Origin of the sequence: Filobacillus milosensis, assembly GCF_004402015.1 — a bacterium.
In the GTDB taxonomy this organism is placed as follows: domain Bacteria; phylum Bacillota; class Bacilli; order Bacillales; family Alkalibacillaceae; genus Filobacillus; species Filobacillus milosensis.
Genome location: NZ_SOPW01000009.1, coordinates 40,904 through 58,978, shown reverse-complemented (window position 1 = coordinate 58,978; position 18,075 = coordinate 40,904). Strand labels below are relative to the sequence as shown.

At 36.4% G+C, this 18,075-nt stretch carries 21 protein-coding genes and 1 other RNA gene; 18 read left to right on the top strand and 4 right to left on the bottom strand.

Annotation, left to right across the window (positions count from 1 at the left end; translation table 11 throughout):
• Window positions 1–53: 53 nt before the first annotated feature.
• Window positions 54–818, top strand: coding sequence for a DUF3891 family protein (locus E3U55_RS09580; RefSeq protein WP_134340211.1), 765 nt, complete (start codon window positions 54–56; stop codon window positions 816–818).
• A 44-nt stretch (window positions 819–862) separates the two neighbouring features.
• Here the strand turns inward: E3U55_RS09580 and E3U55_RS09575 are convergent, their stop codons facing one another.
• Complete coding sequence (locus E3U55_RS09575) at window positions 863–2,146, bottom strand: LysM peptidoglycan-binding domain-containing protein (protein WP_134340210.1); 1,284 nt, start codon at window positions 2,144–2,146, stop codon at window positions 863–865.
• Between the two features lie 105 nt (window positions 2,147–2,251).
• On the opposite strand from E3U55_RS09575, the gene tadA reads away from it, so the two are divergent.
• A complete protein-coding gene (tadA, locus tag E3U55_RS09570) occupies window positions 2,252–2,701 on the top strand; it encodes a tRNA adenosine(34) deaminase TadA (RefSeq protein WP_134340209.1) in 450 nt (149 codons plus the stop codon).
• 30 nt (window positions 2,702–2,731) lie between these two features.
• Here tadA and E3U55_RS09565 read toward each other — a convergent pair whose 3' ends face one another.
• On the bottom strand, window positions 2,732–4,366 hold the full coding sequence (locus E3U55_RS09565; protein ID WP_134340208.1) for a BCCT family transporter: 1,635 nt from the start codon (window positions 4,364–4,366) through the stop codon (window positions 2,732–2,734).
• Between the two features lie 333 nt (window positions 4,367–4,699).
• Here E3U55_RS09565 and ffs point away from each other — a divergent pair.
• The 5 genes from ffs to E3U55_RS09540 all read left to right on the top strand — a co-directional run bounded on the left by ffs (window position 4,700) and on the right by E3U55_RS09540 (window position 8,717).
• An RNA gene (gene ffs, locus E3U55_RS09560) (signal recognition particle sRNA large type) lies at window positions 4,700–4,967 on the top strand.
• A 167-nt stretch (window positions 4,968–5,134) separates the two neighbouring features.
• Window positions 5,135–6,829, top strand: coding sequence for a DNA polymerase III subunit gamma/tau (gene dnaX / locus E3U55_RS09555; RefSeq protein WP_134340207.1), 1,695 nt, complete (start codon window positions 5,135–5,137; stop codon window positions 6,827–6,829).
• Between the two features lie 20 nt (window positions 6,830–6,849).
• Entirely contained in the window at window positions 6,850–7,167 is a 318-nt protein-coding gene (locus tag E3U55_RS09550) for a YbaB/EbfC family nucleoid-associated protein (protein ID WP_134340206.1), read from the top strand.
• Window positions 7,168–7,179: 12 nt separating this feature from the next.
• On the top strand, window positions 7,180–7,776 hold the full coding sequence (gene recR / locus E3U55_RS09545; protein WP_134340205.1) for a recombination mediator RecR: 597 nt from the start codon (window positions 7,180–7,182) through the stop codon (window positions 7,774–7,776).
• A gap of 389 nt (window positions 7,777–8,165) precedes the next feature.
• Window positions 8,166–8,717 (top strand): GNAT family N-acetyltransferase, encoded by a 552-nt coding sequence (locus tag E3U55_RS09540; RefSeq protein WP_407644111.1) that lies wholly within the window; start codon window positions 8,166–8,168, stop codon window positions 8,715–8,717.
• A 273-nt stretch (window positions 8,718–8,990) separates the two neighbouring features.
• Here E3U55_RS09540 and E3U55_RS09535 read toward each other — a convergent pair whose 3' ends face one another.
• On the bottom strand, window positions 8,991–9,809 hold the full coding sequence (locus E3U55_RS09535) for an SPL family radical SAM protein (protein ID WP_407644112.1): 819 nt from the start codon (window positions 9,807–9,809) through the stop codon (window positions 8,991–8,993).
• Between the two features lie 193 nt (window positions 9,810–10,002).
• Here E3U55_RS09535 and E3U55_RS09530 point away from each other — a divergent pair, with 193 nt between their 5' ends.
• The 11 genes from E3U55_RS09530 (at window position 10,003) to rsmI (ending at window position 17,558) form a co-directional block, all read left to right on the top strand.
• The gene (locus tag E3U55_RS09530) at window positions 10,003–10,269 is read left to right on the top strand and encodes a pro-sigmaK processing inhibitor BofA family protein (protein WP_134340203.1); all 267 of its coding nucleotides are present in this window, start codon (window positions 10,003–10,005) and stop codon (window positions 10,267–10,269) included.
• Between the two features lie 122 nt (window positions 10,270–10,391).
• Window positions 10,392–10,583, top strand: a complete 192-nt coding sequence (locus E3U55_RS09525) for a sigma factor G inhibitor Gin (protein WP_134340202.1) — start codon at window positions 10,392–10,394, stop codon at window positions 10,581–10,583.
• A gap of 110 nt (window positions 10,584–10,693) precedes the next feature.
• The gene (locus E3U55_RS09520) at window positions 10,694–12,115 is read left to right on the top strand and encodes an aminotransferase class I/II-fold pyridoxal phosphate-dependent enzyme (RefSeq protein WP_134340201.1); all 1,422 of its coding nucleotides are present in this window, start codon (window positions 10,694–10,696) and stop codon (window positions 12,113–12,115) included.
• 13 nt (window positions 12,116–12,128) lie between these two features.
• The gene (tmk, locus tag E3U55_RS09515; protein WP_134340200.1) at window positions 12,129–12,758 is read left to right on the top strand and encodes a dTMP kinase; all 630 of its coding nucleotides are present in this window, start codon (window positions 12,129–12,131) and stop codon (window positions 12,756–12,758) included.
• A gap of 77 nt (window positions 12,759–12,835) precedes the next feature.
• Window positions 12,836–13,165: a cyclic-di-AMP receptor gene (locus E3U55_RS09510; RefSeq protein WP_134340199.1), complete on the top strand. Its 330-nt coding sequence runs from the start codon at window positions 12,836–12,838 to the stop codon at window positions 13,163–13,165.
• Window positions 13,166–13,182: 17 nt separating this feature from the next.
• Window positions 13,183–13,623, top strand: coding sequence for a YaaR family protein (locus tag E3U55_RS09505; RefSeq protein WP_134340198.1), 441 nt, complete (start codon window positions 13,183–13,185; stop codon window positions 13,621–13,623).
• A 20-nt stretch (window positions 13,624–13,643) separates the two neighbouring features.
• Window positions 13,644–14,636: a DNA polymerase III subunit delta' gene (holB, locus tag E3U55_RS09500; protein ID WP_134340197.1), complete on the top strand. Its 993-nt coding sequence runs from the start codon at window positions 13,644–13,646 to the stop codon at window positions 14,634–14,636.
• Window positions 14,637–14,646: 10 nt separating this feature from the next.
• Entirely contained in the window at window positions 14,647–15,474 is an 828-nt protein-coding gene (locus tag E3U55_RS09495) for a PSP1 domain-containing protein (RefSeq protein WP_134340196.1), read from the top strand.
• A 13-nt stretch (window positions 15,475–15,487) separates the two neighbouring features.
• Window positions 15,488–15,841 carry an initiation-control protein YabA gene (locus tag E3U55_RS09490; protein ID WP_134340195.1) on the top strand — a complete coding sequence of 118 codons (354 nt, stop codon included), beginning with the start codon at window positions 15,488–15,490 and terminating at the stop codon, window positions 15,839–15,841.
• 87 nt (window positions 15,842–15,928) lie between these two features.
• Window positions 15,929–16,717 carry a tRNA1(Val) (adenine(37)-N6)-methyltransferase gene (locus E3U55_RS09485; protein WP_134340194.1) on the top strand — a complete coding sequence of 263 codons (789 nt, stop codon included), beginning with the start codon at window positions 15,929–15,931 and terminating at the stop codon, window positions 16,715–16,717.
• Entirely contained in the window at window positions 16,686–17,558 is an 873-nt protein-coding gene (rsmI, locus tag E3U55_RS09480; protein ID WP_134340193.1) for a 16S rRNA (cytidine(1402)-2'-O)-methyltransferase, read from the top strand. Before E3U55_RS09485 ends, rsmI begins: the two co-directional genes overlap by 32 nt.
• Before the next feature lie 152 nt (window positions 17,559–17,710).
• Here the strand turns inward: rsmI and E3U55_RS09475 are convergent, their stop codons facing one another.
• On the bottom strand, window positions 17,711–17,989 hold the full coding sequence (locus E3U55_RS09475; RefSeq protein ID WP_134340192.1) for an AbrB/MazE/SpoVT family DNA-binding domain-containing protein: 279 nt from the start codon (window positions 17,987–17,989) through the stop codon (window positions 17,711–17,713).
• Between the last annotated feature and the right edge of the window lie 86 nt (window positions 17,990–18,075).

The following is an 18,075-nucleotide window of genomic DNA, read 5'->3' as shown; positions in this document are numbered from 1 at the left end:
CTAATCATATTACATAAATAAAATAGTAAATATACTGTAAAAAGGATGATTGGATGATCGTTACTTCACATAATGAAAAAATTCAGATGTTTACCCAGTATGACCATTCAAAGCTAAGTGGGGACTTTGTTCCATATTGGCAAGATCAGTTGTTTATTGGTCAAGCTTTTAGTGATGAAGTTAAATTGGCCATTCGTGAACATGATCGGGCTTGGATTCCATTAGATGAAGAACCAATTTGGAACTACGAAAAAAAGGTTCCACATTCATTTATGGATTATCCAATGAAACCTAAGATTGAAGCTTATAAAAAAGGAATTGATGAAGTCGAACAACAATCTAATTATGCAGCCTATTTAAACAGTCAACATTTTTTATCTTTCTTTGACCAAGATTCGACTGACCCAGACATTTCTCGATTCATTTCCCGGGAAATTGACAGACAAAATCGGTTAGAACAAACTTTTTCTAGTAGTTTAACTAATGAAATAAATGAATTTCATTTTAATTTATTGCAGTTTTGCGATGATTTATCTTTATATATTTGTTTAAATGAACCAGGTACGTCAAAGGAAAACGAAATTTTCATGTTCAAAGATGGTTTTAGGCAACGTTTTGCGGGGTTAAGTGGGTCTATACGAGCTAACTGGGTAACCATTAATGAAATTACACTAACCCCCTTTCCGTTTAAAGAGCCTTTTCATGTTCAAGTTCCTTATCGAGAGATAACTCACGAACAGGTTGAAGAGAAAGGATTGGTAGAAGCGTATCAACATGCAGAAACACATAATAGAATTGTTTTAATAAAAGGTGAATAGTTAATCATAATAAAGGTCCAGGAGACGATCACCTGGACCTTTATTTATCGGATTTTTTCTATATTAAATTGACTATCTAACATATACCAATTTTGAGGAAATGCTAATCCTAATTTCCAATAGCTAATACCTTTCAAATCTAATTCGCGTATTAAATCAAATTTTGCCTGAATGGACCTCGCATCTTCGAACCAAACCTCGTGTTGATTACCATCTTCATCCCAATAATAGAAATATGGGGCTTGTGACTCTTCATCAAATTCAATTGCCTGGTTATTCTCGCGTGCAATTTGAATAGCTCGGTTAGGACTTACGGCTTTAGCGGGATCCCCACCTTCAACGAAAGGTAATGTCCAATCATAACCATACAAATTTTGTCCAAGTAAAATCTTATCAGCAGGCATTTCGGTTAGGGCATACTCAACAACACCTCGGACAGGCTCAATCGGTGAAACAGCCATTGGTGGACCATAACTATAACCCCATTCATAGGTCATTAACACAACAAAATCCACAATCTCACCATGTGCCTGGTAATCATGAGCTTCATACCACTGTCCGGTTTGTTCTGCACTTGTTTTCGGAGCTAATGCTGTTGATAACATTAAATTGTTTTCGCTTAGACGTTGTTTGGCTTTTCTAAGGAATTGATTATAATCTTCTCGAGTGTCAGCTGGCAGGAATTCAAAGTCAAAATGAACATCCTGATAACCTACTTCATTAGCTTCCTGAATAATTTCATCCAATAAGGTATTTTGAACATTTTCATCTGTCATAATAATACGACCGAGCTCTTCACTGAATTCTCCGTCTTCAATATTCGTTACAACTAACATTAAGGCAGTATTATTTTGTTCGGCAATCGCAGGAAAGTCATCCAGTGGAGGAGCGACTAATGTCCCGTCACGGTTAATATCATAACTAAAGGGTGCTAAATAAGTTAAGTAAGGTGCTCTTGCTCTTGCAGATTGTTGCAGGGTATTACTGACTGTATCACCTGTTGGTTCAATATAAGCGTTACTAGTAATGTTTCTCGGTTCTGGACTTGGGATTTGAATGGTTTGACCGACTTGTAACGGGGTATTCGGGTTTAAATTATTGTAATTAGCTAATTCTTGATAAGAGACACCGATCCGATTTGCAATACTATATAGACTATCACCTGGCTGAACAGTGTAAGTACCGACTGGAAGGACAAGCGCCTGTCCAATGACAAGGTCTTCAGGGCGATCTAACCCGTTAACTTGCACGATTTCATCTACGGTTGTTTGATATTGATTAGCAAGTGAATAAATGGAGTCTCCTTGTTGCACGACATGAATAATCAATGGTGTGCACTCCTTTCTAATTTTCCTATATACACTTTATGTGTAAAAAATAGGCTTATGCCATCCAAGATTATGTTATGATACAAAAGATAAGAGGTGACAATGATGCATGATTATTACATGAGAGAAGCGATGAAGGAAGCGAATAAAGCTGAAGAGATTAATGAAGTTCCAATAGGAGCTGTGATTGTATATAAAGATGAAATTATTGCAAGAGGATATAACCAAAGAGAAACGACCCAACGCAGTGATTCTCATGCTGAAATGTTAGCTATACAAGAAGCTAATGCTTACATAGGGAGCTGGCGACTAGAAGAGTGTATACTTTATGTCACGTTGGAACCATGCCCGATGTGTGCCGGTGCCATTGTTCAAGCACGTATTCCGCATGTTGTTTATGGGGCTAGTGATCCGAAAGCTGGATGTGCGGGCACATTAATGAATTTACTAGATGAAACTCGATTTAATCATCAAACAAGTGTGACGAGTGGAGTACTAGAAGAAGAGTGCGCATCATTATTAAAACAGTTTTTTAAAAAGCTAAGAAAAAAGTAGCTCTCACAAATATGAGAGCTACTTTTATATTTACTGATCTTTATTTTCCGAACTTTGATCTTGAATAATTCCTTTACGGAGTTTCTTTTCTTCTCTTAAGTCAGCTAAAGCTGCATAAATTCTAGCACGTTCTTGCGGTAGAGAGCCTTCTCTTAGTTCTTTGTGAAGGGCCCATATCAAGCAGTATACCATCACAAACATGATGAGCATGAATGGAAAACCACCGACGACAGCTGCTGTTTGTAATGCACTTAGTCCACCTGCTAATAGTAGAACTGCAGCAAATCCACCTTCGATTACACCCCAGATAATACGTAGACCTAATGGTGGGTTAACATTACCTTTAGACGTTAACATACCGATTACATACGTACCTGAGTCAGAAGATGTAATAAAGAATACTGTTAGAGAAATCATCGCAATAACGATTAGTACACTAGAGAATGGGAACGTTTCTAATAAAGCAAAGAACCCTTGTGCTTCGTCCTCACTCACAGCATCCCAAATACTACTGCTCTTGAAATGTTCTAAGAATAGTGCTGCTCCACCAAATACACTAAACCAAACGATACTAACTGCTGTTGGTACGAGTAGTACACCTACTGTAAAACTACGGATTGTACGTCCTCTAGATACACGGGCAATAAAGGCACCTACGAATGGAGCCCAGGAAATCCACCAAGCCCAGTAGAAAATCGTCCAAGCATCATACCAACCTTTTGTACCTTCACCAGCCGCATCGATACCAAAAGACATTTTGAAAATATTTTGTAAATACGTACCAGTTGAATGTGTTAATGCTTCTAAAATGAATAATGTTGGCCCTAAGATTAATACGAATAGTAGTAAAAGACCAGCCACACCTAAGTTAGCTTGACTTAACCACTTAATCCCTTTATCAATGCCTGAAGTTGTAGATAAAATAGCTAGTGTAGTTACAACTACAATAATAATTAACCAAAGTCCACTATCATTTTCGATTCCAAATAATTGTTCAAAACCTCCACCGATCTGCATTACACCAAGACCTAATGAAGTTGATATACCAAATAATGTCGAAATAACACCAATAATGTTAACAGTGTTACCCCAGCCTCCATTTAAATTATTACGACCTAATAAAGGTTCTAATGTCGAACTAAGTAACATCGGTAAATTTTTACGATAAGAAAAGTATGCTAATGCTGCTGCTACGACGGCATATACAGCCCATGGGTGAAGTCCCCAGTGGAAGAATGAATACTGTAAAGCCTTGTGTACAGCTGCTGGAGATTCAGCCTCTCCGCTTGGTGGCCACATATAGTGGTTAATCGGTTCTGAAACACCCCAGAAGAGTAAACCAATACCCATACCTGCACTGAATAGCATCGCAAACCAAGCAGATGTAGAATACGCTGGTTTTTCATCATCGTCCCCAAGTTTAATTTCACCAAGAGGACTAATCATTAAGTAGATCGCAATGATTAAGAAGGCACTTCCACCTAAAATGAATGACCAACCAAGGTTTTTTACGACCCAATCAAAAGTGGTATTTACATAGTCGCTAAAGTTAGGTAAAAACACACCTAGCGCAAGAAAAATACTGGCAATAACTAAAGAAACAATAAAAGCCGGAGTTTTGGCAGCTGCACTAAATGTTGTTAACCCTTTCTGTTTTTCTCTCATATTTCTCTCCCTTTCATATTATTTGGTAGAAAAGCATATCGCTCTTCTAATACTTTTTAACAATAAAAAACATCTAAATGCACTTAGATGTTCAAACACGAATAATTCCCTTTTATAAAACCAAGCCTTTGTGAATTTAACGCAAAAGAAATTGATTTTCAAGGGTAACGATTTTTTAAAAAAGATCTACATGTGTTATATACCCTAATAAAAAGGGAATAAACAAACATTTAAATATTTTTTGTCCCGTATAAAACTAACAAATACACCTTACATAATATGGAATGAGATCACCATTGCATTTTGCTAAAAAACCTTATATACTTGTAATTGCTGTGCTAGGTGGGGAGGTAGCGGTGCCCTGTAACCCACAATCCGCTATAGTGGGGCTGAATGCCTATCTGAGGTGAAGTGATTTTAAGGTCTGCCGTAAGTGAGCAGTGTTGACATTTGGGTCCTATGCAATGAGAACCCGTAAACCCTGTCAGGTCCGGAAGGAAGCAGCAGTAAGCGGTCATTCTCGTGTGTCGTAGGGTCGCCTAGATCGAGCTGTGATCTTACGTAACGCTTACGGATCACTTCATCGAAGATAGGTGCACAGCTACATATTTTAATTACCTCATATGGACTAACCATATTTACTCTCTAAACTCTTCGTTATTACTTACTTTCACAAAAATTCATCTAAAAGCCTTCTACAATTAGTTTTGAAATCACACTTCTGAATCGGTTATAATAGAGAAGAAACCTTAAAGGAGAAGTATGTCCATGGCCTATCAAGCATTGTATCGAGTTTGGCGTCCCCGGAAATTTGAGGATGTCGTTGGACAAGTACATATCACCCGTACATTGCAAAATGCAATGGAACAGCAAAAAGTAGCACATGCTTACCTTTTTTCAGGACCACGAGGAACTGGTAAAACAAGTGCGGCGAAGATTTTTGCTAAAGCAATCAACTGTGAACATGCCCCAGTGAAGGAACCATGTGGAGAATGTGATGCTTGTCGAGGCATTCAAGATGGGTCCATTTCAGATATTATTGAGATTGACGCTGCGTCTAACAATGGTGTTGACGATATTCGCGAGATTCGTGATAAAGTAAAATATGCGCCAAGTGCTGTGGAGTATAAAGTCTATATTATTGACGAGGTTCATATGTTATCTCAAGGTGCTTTTAATGCTTTACTCAAAACATTAGAAGAACCACCAAGACATGTGATTTTTATTTTGGCAACAACAGAACCACATAAAATCCCATTAACGATTATTTCACGCTGTCAACGATTCGATTTCAAACGAATTACTCATCAGGTAATCGTCGAGAGAATAAAGCATATTTTAGATGAAGAAGGCATTCAATATGATGAACATGCATTAATCCATGTAGCTTTAACAGCAGAAGGTGGTATGCGTGATGCCTTAAGTTTATTAGACCAGGCGATTGCTTATAGTGACAACCTCAATATTCAAATGGAAGATGTGTTAGCTGTAACTGGATCAATCCCTCAAGAACGATTACTAGCTATGATTGAAGCTTTAAATAATCGTGAGGCTAAAGAGGCGCTAAATGCTTTAGAAGAAAGTATGCAAGAGGGGAAGGATCCGAACCGGTTTGTTTTTGATTTAATTCACTTTTTACGTGATTTATATATGTTTTCAAGTGCCTCCCACATGGATGATGTTCTGGTTAGAGCGATTCCAGATGAGAAATTTAAAGAAGTCGCTGAAAGTTTAACCAGTCAGTGGCTGGAACAAGCTATAGATATATTAAATGAAACGCAACAGGATATGAAGTGGACGAACAGTCCGAAAGTTTTATTAGAGATTGCATTGTTGAACATTCAAGAAATTGATCCTCAACAAGGAAATGCCCAATCTAGTGAGGCGACTGCGATCCCTTCAGAACTTATTCAACAAATAGCACAACTTGAAAAAGAGTTGAAAAACTTAAAGGAACAAGGGGTTAAGGCAGATTCTCAAGAGGAAAAAACTCAAAAGAAACGTGCCCCACAATCACGAGGGAATCGTTATAAGGTTCCTTATGAAAAAGTTCGTTTTACGTTATCAGAAGCAACTAAAGATGACTTAAAAAATGTAAAAGCGAATTGGGCTGCATTCATGGAAGGCTTGAAGAAAACGAGTCCGCCAGCACGTGCCAAACTAGTTGATAGTACACCACGAGCAGCCTCAGATAAATCAATAATTCTTTCATTTAAATATGAAATTCATTGCTCTTTAGTTTTAGAAAATCAGGAAATGATCGAAACAGCTTTATCTGAATATATTGGTAAGAAGCTTACGATTATTCCAATTCCTGACCAAGAATGGCAAGCCATTCGTGAAGATTTTTTAAATCAACAACAACCTTCCGAATCCGAGGAACAAGAGTCAGAACAAGAAGACCCTTTGGTGTCAGAGGCCCGAAAGTTGGTTGGAGATGAGTTGTTAGAAATAAAAGAGTAAAATAATAGGAGGATTTAATCATGAAAGGAATGGGAAATATGAACAATATGATGAAGCAAATGCAAAAAATGCAAAAGAAAATGATGAAGGCTCAAGAAGAGCTACACGAAATGACGTTTGAAGCGACTGCTGGTGGCGGAATGGTCAAAGTTGTTGCTAACGGTAAAAAAGAAATTACTGACATTGAAATTAATGAAGAAGTTGTAGACCCAGATGATGTCGATATGCTTCAAGATCTAATTATTGCTGCAACTAATGATGTGTTAACTCAAGTTGATCAAACAACAAATGATAAAATGGGACAATTCACTCAAGGGATGAATATACCAGGTTTCTAGGAGGCTTGCATCATGTATTATCCTGAACCAATCTCCAAACTGGTTGACAGTTTTACAAAATTGCCAGGTATAGGGCCAAAAACGGCAGTACGCCTGGCTTTTTTTGTGTTGGATATGAAAGAAGATGACGTCTTAGATTTTGCAAAATCATTGGTAAACGCCAAACGAGAACTTACTCATTGCAGTGTGTGTGGACATATAACCGATAAGGATCCATGTCGTATATGTGATGACAGTGACCGTGACGGATCGATTATTTGCGTCGTACAGGATCCAAGAGATGTTATTGCTATGGAAAAAATGAAAGACTATCGAGGGAAGTATCATGTTTTGCATGGTGCAATCTCTCCAATGGATGGAATAGGTCCAGAGGATATTAATGTGCCTTCGTTAATTGAACGTTTGAAAGATGAAGAAGTAGAGGAGCTGATTTTAGCTACCAATCCAAACGTTGAAGGTGAAGCAACTGCGATGTATATCTCGCGTTTAGTTAAACCATCAGGCATTCGCATTACTAGAATTGCACATGGACTACCAGTTGGCGGTGACTTAGAGTACGCCGATGAAGTAACCTTATCTAAAGCACTGGAAGGCCGACGAGACTTATAATATTCTAATCATACTAATATAGGGATTTAGTATAGCGCAAATGAAGTCCTTTAAGAGGTGCACACAGACATAAACATATACTTTTTCACACGTGAACTTGAATTCACGTGTTTTATTTTGCAGAATCGGGTCCCTTGTTCAAAAATTGACCGACCTCTAGCAAATTAAACTATAAGTTTACTTAGGCATATTGCTTAGTAATTCGTAATTGATATTTTGTAATAACTATGACTGAGGGTGTTACATTTTAAAACATACCTATTATGTTAAAATCAGTTTAAAAGATCTGGGCTAAAAGGGTAGTATAATGTAACAACAATAATATTTTTCCTTCAATTAGATGCCTTGCTTCACTAATAAATATAATATTATCTAAAGGAGTAATTATTTTGGTAGAAGTAAATTCATTTCCAATTCTTGAAACTAATAGATTGATTTTAAGAAAAGTAACAAACGATGATGCTTGCAGCCTTTTAAAGTATTTGTCTGATAGAGATGTAATGAAACATATTGGATTAGAACCATTTAAGTCTATAAATGACGCACTGGATGAGATTTCGTGGTACCAATCAATATATGATAAGAACACAGGAATAAGGTGGGGGATTACATTAAAGAACCAAGGGCAAGTAATTGGTAGCTGTGGTTTTTTAAACTTGATACCCAAGCACTATCGTTCTGAAATTGGCATTGAGTTAAGTAAAGAGCACTGGGGAGAAGGAATTGCTAGCGAAGCTATAAATGCAGTAATTAGGTATGGATTTATGCATATGAACCTACAACGGATAGAAGCTTTAATTGAACCACCTAATTTACTGTCACAAAAATTAGTAGAGAAACAAGGGTTTATTAAGGAAGGACTTTTGAGAAGTTATGAGTTTACTGGTGGAAAATTTGATGATTTATATATGTATTCATTGTTGAAGCCAGACTTTGAATAATATAATGATATTAGATGGTGAAACATTACATTTGAACTAAATGGAGGCATTAGTTTAACAACGAAAGTTCCATGATAAAAGGACTTAGAAAAAAACTAAGTCCTTTTTTGATGGGATTTCTAATGTCAATTTCTTTGTGAATGGCATTGTGTTTTAAAATGCGATTTAATGTTTTGTACCTCAAAACGGAATTCGCTAGTATTTTTTAAGTCGCTTTATATAGTCTTTCCTTGCCATCCGTTAGTAGATGTTAGATATAAGGTAATGTTTCCCTTAGTAAGGCTTGAACCCTTCTTGACTTACAAGTATTTGATCAGCTGTGAAGTGTTCTTTAAATTGTTCTAAAGCTAATAAATGTGTATCTTCTCCGTACCACATGTCCATCTCTTCATCATCATATAATTTTTTTATTTTTAATCTTTCAGTTCTTTTTCCGTTGCTACCATCACCTGTGTAAAAATCATCAATAACAATTCGGTCTACAACTTTAGATAATTCTTCTGGAAACTTCTTTGAAAATGGTAAAACAGGAGCTACTGCGATTTGTACGGGTAATTGGTTGTCTCGAAGTTTTGTTACTGCCTTAATTCTTGATTGGATGGGAGGAGCATAGGGTGCAAATTTTTTGCGAATTTGATCATCATCTGTTTCTACGGTCATACTAATTCTTAACCTATCCTTCAATTGCTTAAATAAATCTATATCTCTTGTGACTAGGGAACTTCTTGTTTGAACAAATAAGAAGTCTGGTGGCACTTCTGTCATGCCTTCAAGTAGACCCCTTGTAATCTTCTCTTTATATTCTATCGGTTGATAGGGATCCGTACTCGATGACATAAAGATGGTGACTTCTTTATCCCTTTTTTTTAAGTTCCTTATTTCTTTCACTATTTTTTCTTTGGCGTCTTGTTTGACATCAACCCAAGTTCCCCACTCTTGTTTTCTAAAAAGTCCAACCGGGCTTTGTCTTACATAGCAGTATGAACAACCAAATGCACAGCCAGTATAGGGGTTTAATGAATGGCTATAGTCATATAAAAAGCCGCTAGTCGGGGTTAGAATCTTTTTAGGAGATTTATAATCAATATTTATTCTACTAATATTAGCACCACCTTTAAGATGTGGATATTTATAGATGAACATAATAACATGTTTCAACTACAACTCAAACTCATCGGCTTATCTTATGCAATTAAAAATTCGTTTAGATAATCTCTGATTGATTTGTTCTACTTAGCCTATTAATTGCATACGTTAAAGTAGGACAAGCGAAAGGAGATTCGGTATGGATCCAATAGTCATTATTTTAGCTTTTGTAGCTATTATGGTTTTATTGTTGTTCTTTGGACCGCCTTTAAAAGTGATGCGTTGGACATCTTTAGGTGTCATTAAAATTGTGATTGGTGCTTTGTTTATCTTTTTTGCTAATGTATTTGGAGCAATGTTTGGCCTTCATATTCCTATTAATTTAATCACCTCTGCTATAGCAGGATTCCTGGGGATTTTTGGCGTAGGTGCTTTACTCATTATTCACTTACTGATTATTCCTTAATGAACAACCACAGATTAGTAGTCTGTGGTTGTTTTTGGTAATAAAAATTCATAAAAAAAATCATAGATTTCGTGTATAAAACTATATTCACGTGGCCATCCTAGTTGATGGAGGTGGGGAACGTGGAACAAAAATCTATGAAACAATGTAAAATCTGTGAAGAATGGAAGAACGAAGGCATTTATTTACTCATATCTTTTATTTGCTCGGATTGTGAAAAAGAGATTTTAGATACCGACCCTCAGGATGAACGTTATCAATATTATATTGACCGAATGAAACGAAGCCATGTATCCAGTCTATTAATTCAATAATTAGGATTTAAGAGCGTCTATTATGCACGCTCTTTTTTTATTGAGTTTAAATCGTGAAAACCTGTGATAGATGGTATGATAAAGATGAATCTTATTAGAGGTGAATAAAAATGGATCAGGCGAGAGCACCAATGTATGAAGCTTTAATGAAACATGTCGAGATAAATCCTATTTCTTATCATGTACCTGGACATAAAAATGGTCGTATTTTTCCAAACGTGAAAGCTTTTTCAACTATATTACCTTATGATTTAACCGAAATTACAGGCTTGGATGACTTGCATCAACCCGAAGGTGCTATCTTGGAAGCGGAAGAACTAGCCGCTGACTTATATCAAACAGACTATACTTTTTTTCTGGTTAACGGTTCAACAGCTGGAAACCTGGCGATGATTCTGAGTGTCTGCGGGCCAGGAGATTCTATAATCGTTCAAAGGAATTGTCATAAGTCTGCCATGAACGGATTAGAACTAGCTGGTGCTAAGCCGATTTTCGTATCGCCGGATTATGATCGAACAACGAATCGGTATTCAAAGTTAGAGGCAGAAAAAGTCATCGAAGCTATTCACGAGCACCCAAATGCTAAAGGGATTTTCTTAACATATCCAGATTACTTTGGTTCAACGTTTGAGTTATCAAAAATAATAGAGTCAGCTCATCATTATGATATGCCAGTATTAGTTGATGAAGCACATGGAGCTCACTTTCCTCTAAGTGATCATTTTCCACAATCAGCTTTACAGCTTGGTGCAGATTTAGTTGTGCATTCAGCTCACAAGACATTACCAGCTATGACAATGGGATCCTTATTACACATACAAAGCAAGTATGTTTCATATGAAACAGTTAAGAATTTCCTCCAAATTGTACAATCTAGCAGTCCCTCGTATCCAATTATGGCATCCTTAGATCTGGCGAGAAAGTATGCGGCTTCACTGACTGGCAGGGCGTATGATGAAATTATGATGAATGTTAATAAACTAAGGGAGGCGCTTAAGGCATTACCTTCTATAGAATTACTACCATTAAGAAGTGGAATTGATGACCCTTTAAAAATCACATTGACGTCAGATGACTGGGATATGAGTCATATAGAAGTTTTATTAAATGAAATTGGTGTTTTTCCTGAAATGGTTCAAGAAAACCAATTATTATTAATGATTGGATTGCAAACAAAGCCACTTGAATTGAATTGGATTCAAAATTTAAAAGATTATTTATTGCAAGCCGATAAAACAATTAAACATGATACAATAAATAACGAAACAAATTTTGTAGATATTCAAGCGTTTGATTATGATTACCAGTCGTTGAAGAAACTACATTCAACATGGGTTGATTGGGATGGTGCCATTGGAAAAATTACAGCATCTTCCGTTATTCCTTATCCGCCTGGTATACCTATATTATTAAAAGGTGAACGTATTCAACAAGAACATGTTGATACGATTTTAAACTTGATCTCATCAAGGAAACATATTCAATATCAAGGAAAAGATTTAGAAAATGGAATAGAAATTTTTATAGAATAAGGGGTTTAATTCTGTGAGTGGATTATTTATAACGTTTGAAGGGGCAGAAGGAGCCGGAAAAACGACCATATTAAATTATGTTTATGAACAATTAAAATCACGAGGCTACGATGTTATAAAAACAAGAGAGCCTGGTGGAATAGATATATCTGAAAAAATTCGTGAAGTTATCTTGAATAAAAATCATACGGCTATGGACGGTCGTACTGAGGCTCTTCTATATGCGGCTGCGAGAAGACAACATTTAGTTGAACGTGTTATTCCAGCATTAAATGAAGAAAAGATTGTTCTTTGCGATCGCTTTATTGACAGCAGTTTAGCTTATCAAGGGTATGCTCGTGGTTTAGGGATGGATGAAGTCTATGCGATCAACGAGTTTGCTATTGAAAATTGCATGCCTAATTTAACCGTTCTTTTTGAGTTGGATCCTGAAATTGGTCTTCAGCGAATTGCTGATAATAAAGGTCGAGAACAGAATCGACTGGATTTAGAGAAAGTGAGCTTCCACGAGAAAGTTGCAGAGGCTTATCAGATTTTAGTCGAGAGATTTCCTAAGCGTATTAAAGCGATCAATGCCAATCAAACACAAGAAGAAGTTCAGAGTGAGTGCTTAGGATTAATTAATTCTTACTTATCAAAATAAAATTTTGCCATAAATTACTGCTAAATCTTCAGACAACTTGTTATAATAGTATAAAAGACGTTTGAAGGAGGAAAAGGATGAAACTAATCCTTGCAGTCGTACAAGATAAAGATGTGAATCGTTTACAGGATGCTTTATCTGAAAACGAATTTAAAACGACTAAATTAGCTTCGAGTGGTGGTTTCTTAAAAGAAGGAAATACAACACTTATGATCGGTGTAGATGACGAGTACGTCGATCAAGCATTGGAAGTCATTAGAGATAATTGCAGTCAACGTGAGCAAATGGTGGCGCCGATCTCTCCGATGGGTGGTAATGCGGATTCGTATATCCCTAAACCTGTCAAAGTAGAAGTTGGAGGCGCTACAGTCTTTGTGCTACCCGTTGAAGCATTTCATCATTTTTAAGTTGAGGTGAGCGGCAAATGAAAATTAGTCAGGATTTAAAAACACAATTAGATACATCAAAGGCTAATGCGAATAAGACTAATGGAACAACTATGTCTTTTCAACAAACCGTGAGCCAAGAGAAACAAAAAATGCATGAAGCTCAGTTAAATCGATTATTAGGGGACCTTTCAGCCCAAGGGGAGAAAGTTGCTAAGTTCAGATCGTTTAAAGATTTAGCCCGTTATAAACGAATGGTTCAACAGTTTATGGAAGAAGCCGTTCAATATGGTCTCGAACTTGATCAACAGAGAAGCTGGAGTATGAATGGTGATAATCGAAAATTAATGCTGGTTAAGCAAGTTGATGAAAAATTAATCCAATTAACAGATGATGTATTGGACCAACAAAAGTCTTCAATTGATGTGCTTGATGTTATTGGAGAAATAAAAGGGCTCTTATTAAATTTACAAGCTTAATATAGATAGGATGAACGAACATGACCACATGGGTTGAATTGGAAAAGTTCCAACCAGTTGCGGTTAAGATGATTAACAACAGTATTACAAGACAACGTATAGCTCACGCCTATTTATTTCATGGGCCACCAGGGACTGGCAAGCAAGAGGCCAGTCTTTTATTTGCGATGCGTTACTTTTGTGAAAATAAAGATGAACACTCTTCTGAACCATGTCATGAATGTGTGTCCTGTAAAAGAATTCAATCGGGTAACCACCCTGACCTTCATTGGATTGAACCAGATGGGCAGTCTATAAAAAAAGATCAGATTGAATATCTACAGAAAGAATTCACATATACGGGCTTAGAATCTAATCAAAAATTTTATGTTGTCAAACAAGCGGAAAAAATGACAGTAAATGCCGCCAATCGCTTACTAAAATTTTTAGAAGAGCCAAGTCAAGATACAGTAGCAGTGTTAATCACAGAACATTCGGGTCAAATGCTCGATACAATTGTTTCCAGGTGTCAACGTATTCAATTTCATACACTTTCTGGGGAACATTTATATCAGCAATTATTAGATCAAGGGCTTGCAGAATCAACGGCAAAGCTTTTCTCATCTATGAAAATGGACGTTAATCAGGCTGTTGAATGGAATGAAGACGACTGGTTTGCCGAAGCACGAAAAATAGTGATACAATTAATGGATAAAGTAATGAATTCTAATGAAGAAGGATATCTTTACTTACATCAAGTATACTTAAAACATTTCCAGGGGCGAGAATCATTAGAGTTTGGCTTGGAACTTTTACTTATATGGTTTCAAGACATCATTTCGCTCCATTTAGATAAGCAAGATTCGGTTGTTTTAATTGATCAGATGGAACGATTGGAACAGTTTCATTATATTGTGTCATTGTCGGAAGCAAAAACATTAATATACGAAGTTTTATACACAAAAAGAAGACTAGCACAAAACGTACATCCGACATTAGCAATGGAAAATTTAATCCTTCAGTTACAAAGGTGAGGTGAACGTTTTGGTAGAAGTTATTGGAGTCCGCTTCAAAAAAGCGGGTAAAATATATTATTTTGATCCAGGAGATACTAAGATGACAACGGATGATTATGTCATCGTAGAAACGGTTAGAGGCGTTGAGTTCGGCAAGGTTGTTATTGCCAATAAACAAGTGGACGAAGAAGATGTCGTCTTACCGTTGAAGAAAGTCATTCGTTTAGCGGATGATAAGGACAAGCTTACTGTTAGTGAAAATAAAGAAAAAACAGAAGAAGCTTATCAAGTTTGTCAGGACAAAATTAAAGAACATAATCTTGATATGAATTTAGTTGATGCTGAATTCACTTTTGACCGCAATAAGATTATTTTCTATTTCACTGCTGACGGTCGAGTAGACTTCCGTGAGTTAGTAAAAGATTTAGCTGCCATTTTTAAAACTCGTATTGAGTTAAGACAAATTGGTGTGCGTGATGAGGCGAAAATGTTAGGAGGCATCGGTCCTTGTGGTCGTATGCTTTGCTGCTCCACTTTCCTTGGAGATTTCGAGCCTGTCTCAATTAAAATGGCAAAAGACCAAAATTTATCACTTAATCCTGCGAAAATTTCAGGTCTTTGTGGACGCCTTATGTGTTGTTTAAAATATGAAAATGACATGTATGAAGATGCTAAGCAAGAACTACCAGACATCGGTCAAATCATGACAACAGCAAACGGCAAAGGTAAAGTTGTCGGCATAAATATTTTAGAAAAGCTAGTACAAGTTGAATTGTCTGAAATGGAACGTGTTGTAGAATACACATTAGATGAACTAATCGAAGAAGGAGCCATTTCCGTACCAGCCACAGAATAATGAGGTGGATGACGTGAATAAAAAAGAAATGTTAGAGCGTTTTTCGTTACTTGAAAAACGTTTTCAAGAACTACAAGAAGACTTTGTAACAATCAAAAAGGATCTTGTTCAACTTGTAGAAGAAAATCATCAGTTGGCACACGAGAATCATCATTTACGCCAACGTCTTGATGATTTAACACCTGATTCTAATCAACAAGAGTTCAAAACAAAAGATCAACATAAAGATAGTAATGACCCTTCCATAGGTGAAGGTTATGATAATTTGGCCAGAATTTATGAAGAAGGATTTCATATTTGTCATGTGTATTTTGGTACACCACGTGAAGAAGAAGATTGTATCTTTTGTTTAAAATTTTTCGGATAATACTTTTAGGGGGAACGCACCTATATCCTGTAACGGATGTTGGGTGTGTTTCGTTTTGTAGTATGAAAGTAGAGAGGAATTTCTCAAATGGTAGAGCTAAAAGATGATGAGCGTATAGATTATTTATTAGCAGATCGAAAACGCCGCATTATACAAAGTCAATCTGTATTTGCATTTTCGATTGATGCTGTACTCCTGCAACACTTTACATACTTACCTCTTACACGAGGGAAGGTTATAGACCTATGTACAGGCAATGGTGTGATTCCTTTATTTTTATCGAAACGTTCTAAAGTTCATATGACTGGTGTTGAGCTACAAGAGCGATTATATGATATGGCTATTCGTAATGTTAAACTAAATGATCTAGAAAGCCAGATTGATATCCTTAATGAGGATTTAATCGGGTTAGCCCATAAAATAGGATTTCATCGATATGATTTAGTAACTTGTAATCCACCATATTTTAAAACGATTGATTTAGATAAACGTAATAATAATGAGCATTTAGCAATCGCAAGACATGAAATCTACTGTACATTAGATGATGTATTAAAATCTTGCAGTCAACTCGTTAAATCAGGCGGAAAAGTATCGATTGTTCACAGACCGAATCGGTTAGCTGAGATTATCGAAATAGCAAAACAGTATAAATTAGAACCAAAACGAATGCAGCTTGTTCATCCTAAAGCAGAGAAAGAAGCGAATATCGTTTTATTGGAGTTTATTCGAGACGGCAGTCCAGAAATGAAGGTCTTACCACCGATTTATATTCATGACCACGAAGGCAACTATACAGAAGAGGTTGCAAAATTATTGTATGGTGAAGAAGGGAGTCGTTTACATGGTTCAAGTTCAGAAAAGTTTCGACTCTAATGACCCGTTATTATATATTGTCCCGACTCCAATCGGAAACTTAGATGATATGACATTTAGAGCGGTAAAAACGTTAGAATCGGTTGATTTAGTTGCTTGTGAGGATACACGTCAATCATCGAAGCTATTGAATCACTTTAACATTGACAAGCCCTTACTAAGCTATCATGAGCATAATAAGCACAATCGTGAAGAATCAATCATTGAAAAGCTTAAGGAAGGTCAAAAAATTGCTCTTGTGAGTGATGCGGGCATGCCTATTATATCTGATCCTGGGTTTGAATTAGTTAAGCGTGCAAGAGAAGAAGGAATTGATGTCACAGTCTTACCAGGCGCTAACGCTGCTTTAACGGCTTTGGTGGGTTCAGGCATCGCATCACAAACGTTTACGTTTTATGGTTTCTTACCAAGAAAGAAAAAGGATATGGTAAATGTTTTAGAAGGATTAGGAAAGACGGACCACACATTAATTTTCTATGAATCGCCTTATCGAGTTAAACAAACGGTTGAGGTATTAGCGCAAACTTATTCAAATGATCGAAAAATAGCAGTGACTAGAGAGCTTACAAAAAAATTTGAAGAATACGTGTATGGAACCTTAGATGAGGTTAACCTATTTATGCAATCGGAAAAAGCGGAACTAAGAGGAGAGTTCTGTATCATTGTAGAAGGTAAAGAAGAATTTCAAACAACAGAGTCAAGCTGGTGGAGTGAATTAACGTTAATCGAACATGTGGATCATTATGTTTCAGATGGGTTTTCAAAAAAAGATGCGATTAAGAAGGTTTCAAAAGACCGAAATCAGTCAAAGAATGAAGTATACCAAGCTTATCATCAATAGGTGTGATAAAAGAAATTAAGTAAAAGTTATGGTTTGATGTTCCGGAAAGAGTCCGCCGGTAAGCGATTCGATAGAATCAAGATAAAGCCTTAACAAATCCATAGACATAAAAAAAGGCTACAGCAGGATGCTGTAACCGTAATATTTAAGACTTAAATACTAAACTTCTTTTGAATCTCAGAAATTAGTTTCTGAGCGCCTTCTTTACTTAAGACGATATTGCCATCGCCAACAGCTTCATTGCTGTCAGAGATTTCACCTGTGATGTCACAAGCCATATAAGGCTTGTATTTCTTAAGGATAATTTTGTCATCATCTACGTAGATTTCTAATGAATCTTTGACATTAATGTCTAATGTACGACGTAGTTCGATTGGTATGACGACTCTTCCAAGTTCGTCTACCTTCCTTACAATACCTGTTGATTTCATTTTTTCTCTCCTCTCGATCATTATCGCTATCTTTTTGATGATAGATTACCATTGTTTAAATTTCCAGTCAATCAAAAAATTCCAAC

What these genes read in the sequence shown, in the direction of transcription:
- recR (WP_134340205.1), top strand. Translation starts at nt 7,180, where the DNA reads ATGTATTATCCTGAACCAATCTCCAAACTGGTTGACAGTTTTACAAAA.
- holB (WP_134340197.1), top strand. Translation starts at nt 13,644, where the DNA reads ATGACCACATGGGTTGAATTGGAAAAGTTCCAACCAGTTGCGGTTAAG.
- E3U55_RS09505 (WP_134340198.1), top strand. Translation starts at nt 13,183, where the DNA reads ATGAAAATTAGTCAGGATTTAAAAACACAATTAGATACATCAAAGGCT.
- rsmI (WP_134340193.1), top strand. Translation starts at nt 16,686, where the DNA reads ATGGTTCAAGTTCAGAAAAGTTTCGACTCTAATGACCCGTTATTATAT.
- E3U55_RS09510 (WP_134340199.1), top strand. Translation starts at nt 12,836, where the DNA reads ATGAAACTAATCCTTGCAGTCGTACAAGATAAAGATGTGAATCGTTTA.
- E3U55_RS09485 (WP_134340194.1), top strand. Translation starts at nt 15,929, where the DNA reads ATGGTAGAGCTAAAAGATGATGAGCGTATAGATTATTTATTAGCAGAT.
- dnaX (WP_134340207.1), top strand. Translation starts at nt 5,135, where the DNA reads ATGGCCTATCAAGCATTGTATCGAGTTTGGCGTCCCCGGAAATTTGAG.
- E3U55_RS09580 (WP_134340211.1), top strand. Translation starts at nt 54, where the DNA reads ATGATCGTTACTTCACATAATGAAAAAATTCAGATGTTTACCCAGTAT.
- E3U55_RS09565 (WP_134340208.1), bottom strand. Translation starts at nt 4,366, where the DNA reads ATGAGAGAAAAACAGAAAGGGTTAACAACATTTAGTGCAGCTGCCAAA.
- E3U55_RS09550 (WP_134340206.1), top strand. Translation starts at nt 6,850, where the DNA reads ATGAAAGGAATGGGAAATATGAACAATATGATGAAGCAAATGCAAAAA.
- E3U55_RS09520 (WP_134340201.1), top strand. Translation starts at nt 10,694, where the DNA reads ATGGATCAGGCGAGAGCACCAATGTATGAAGCTTTAATGAAACATGTC.
- tadA (WP_134340209.1), top strand. Translation starts at nt 2,252, where the DNA reads ATGCATGATTATTACATGAGAGAAGCGATGAAGGAAGCGAATAAAGCT.
- E3U55_RS09530 (WP_134340203.1), top strand. Translation starts at nt 10,003, where the DNA reads ATGGATCCAATAGTCATTATTTTAGCTTTTGTAGCTATTATGGTTTTA.
- E3U55_RS09475 (WP_134340192.1), bottom strand. Translation starts at nt 17,989, where the DNA reads ATGAAATCAACAGGTATTGTAAGGAAGGTAGACGAACTTGGAAGAGTC.